General features: G+C 50.0%; 2 protein-coding genes. Both read right to left on the bottom strand.

Going from position 1 to position 2,592, the window contains the following annotated elements; translation table 11 throughout:
* Positions 1 to 111 precede the first annotated feature (111 nt).
* Positions 112 to 1,710: an IS66 family transposase gene (locus GPK94_RS15900; protein WP_215656276.1), complete on the bottom strand. Its 1,599-nt coding sequence runs from the start codon at positions 1,708 to 1,710 to the stop codon at positions 112 to 114.
* A gap of 447 nt (positions 1,711 to 2,157) precedes the next feature.
* Positions 2,158 to 2,478, bottom strand: a complete 321-nt coding sequence (locus GPK94_RS15890) for a helix-turn-helix domain-containing protein (RefSeq protein WP_215656274.1) — start codon at positions 2,476 to 2,478, stop codon at positions 2,158 to 2,160.
* Positions 2,479 to 2,592 lie beyond the last annotated feature (114 nt).

Raw genomic sequence — 2,592 nt, 5'->3', positions numbered from 1 at the left:
GTTTGATCTCATTCTTGACTCAGTCGAAGATTTTCATACTGTCGAGGAACGTCGATTACACAGAATTTTCTGCGGTCTCCCGGTTTATTCGGGCCCGCCGTTGTTATTGAATCATTTTTTCCTTTTTCTCAAAACCTCACGCTCCTGGACATTCGGATGCCACGGCATGAGACGCTCAAGTACTTCGTGAGATGGAGATTTTCGTTCGCTTGGCAGCAGACTAAGAACCATCAGCAGATAATCATAAGGCTCAAGGTTATTAGCCTTTGCCGTCTCTACTATCGAGTATACAATGGCACTGGATTCTGCACCCTTCACGCTGTCACAAAACAGCCAGTTCTTTCGGCCCACAACAAATGGACGGATCGCATTTTCGGCCAAGTTGTTAGAGATAGGAACCTCGGGAGAATCTAAAAACGCCGTCAGTTGGTGCTCCTGGTTCAGCGAATAGCGGACTGCGTCCTCCAGCTTGCTGCCTTTTTCAGGGTGTACCGTTTTTAGCCAGCAAAAATACTCCTCCAGAAGGGGACGAACCACATTCTGGCGGTATTCATTGCGTGTTTTCGGTAATACATAGCTCGTTTTGCCATCCAGGGTGAACAGCTTGGTACAATACCGGTATCCCACTGCCGCTTTGCTCGTTTTCACAGTTGCTCCGTCCGGCATAGCTTCCCGCCATTTTCTCCTGGCGTGGGCCCAACAGCCGCAATGGGTAACATTTGCAACCTGGTTGTACCCAGCATAACCATCCGTCACCAGATAGCCGCCAAAATCTTTGAGGAAGTTCGCTGGCCGTTTTCCACTACGGTCTGGCTGGTACTCAAAGATTCGGATGGGCTTTTTGCTGCCTTCCCCGCTGGCGTATACCCACATCCGGGACTCAGAGGTTGCGGCTTTGCCATCCTCTTTCAAAACCTGCACAGTGGTTTCATCCGCGTGGATCACGGTGTCTTCCAGCAAGGCCTGCTTCATATGCCGGTACAGAGGTTTCAGCCAGGTTTGGGTACACTGGATCACCCAGTTGGCCAGTGTGGCGCGGCTCAACTCCACTCCCTGTCTGGCCCAGATCTTCTCCTGGCGGGCCAAAGGAAGCCCGTCCACATATTTCTTAATTATGACGTCAGCCACGGTAGAGGGAGAAGCCAGAGAATGCTTCATCAGGGCAGCAGGCGCCTGTGTGGTCAGGATATGGGCAAAGCCGGTGTCCTTCTCGCACTTGTCACAGGCGTAGGTACAGCTGTAGTATTCCAAAATTTTTTCTTGCTGCGGAATAATAATCAATTCCCGGCGAACCAGCTTCTTACCAATCAGCCGGAACGTACCACCGCACTTGCTGCAGTTCAGCTTGGATTCCGGCAGCTGGAGTATAATCTCCTCTACAGGGAGATTTTTTGCCAGTTCAGCAATTGTGCGCTTTTTCTTTCGGGCATGCGCCTTTACCGTAAAGGTCTCCTCGGTGGGTTCTTCTGCCTTGTGGTCCTGCACCTGTTCCGCTTCATTAAACAGACAAATCTGGTCTTCGCTTAGAACATAGGTCTTTTTCTCGCTGGACTGTCCGAAACGGGCACGCTGAGCGTTGAGAAGGATCTCATTCATATGATCCAACTTCTTTTTCAGGGTATCAATCTCGGCCTGCTGTTGCCGGATGGTTGTCTGGAGTTCTGCCACTTCGGCAGCAGTATATGTATTTTTCTTCTGTGCTGCCGCCATGACGAACCTCCTCCAAAAACAACTTTATCGTAGGCTTATTATACCATAAACCTACGATAAAGTACATACATGTGCCATTTTTAGTTGAGATTTTTGCTCAAAACAGGTCTTTCAGCTTTCCTTTGCGGATTGCTGTCCGCTGCTCGATTTTCAGTCCCTCCATGAGCCAACGAAAACTCTGGTGGTCTATGAGCCGGAGTTCTGCCTCACTCCTCGGCCACTGAAATCGTCCATTGGACAGACGCTTGTATAGCAGAATATATCCATCTCCGGACCAGTAGAGTGCTTTGATTCGGTCTGTCCGGCGCCCGCAGAACAGAAACAGGCTTTCTTCACTCAGACAACCGCCGTACTGCTGACTTACGATAGCCGCCAGTCCGTCTATCCCGCGGCGAAGATCCGTGTATCCGCATGCCACGTAGTAGTTTTGGACTTTGCTCAGGTCGATCATAGCGATTGAATCGAGCGCAGTAAGGCTGCCACCACATCCATATCCACTCCAGAGGGAAGCCGGAGTTCTGCTCCATGATACCGGATATGAAGCATATCTTCGACCGTTGGAGTTGGATCCAACTTTATGAGATGGGTCTCTGCCGCTTCCGCCGCCTGGTGCCGCAGTTTTCGCAGCCAGTAGTAGAAACTCTTTTCTGAAATTCCGTGTTGCCGACAGAATTCACGATTGCTGAGTCCGCTTGCATTACACTCCTGGATCAGCGCTGACCAATTTCCTACCCGATACTCGTTACGCACCGCCAGTACGTCTGCCATTGTATCACCGCCTTGCTAATTGTCCTGAAAAACTCACCGTGAGTTTTTCAAGTTTTGAACTATTATCTCATTTCTGACGGTGAGATGATAGGCGGGTGATTATTAATCACTTAC

Source organism: Pseudoflavonifractor sp. MCC625 (assembly GCF_018784545.1).
Classification (GTDB): Bacteria; Bacillota; Clostridia; order Oscillospirales; family Oscillospiraceae; genus Pseudoflavonifractor_A; species Pseudoflavonifractor_A gallinarum.
Note: the sequence above shows the minus strand (reverse complement) of the source record. Positions and strands in the feature narration are given on the sequence as shown.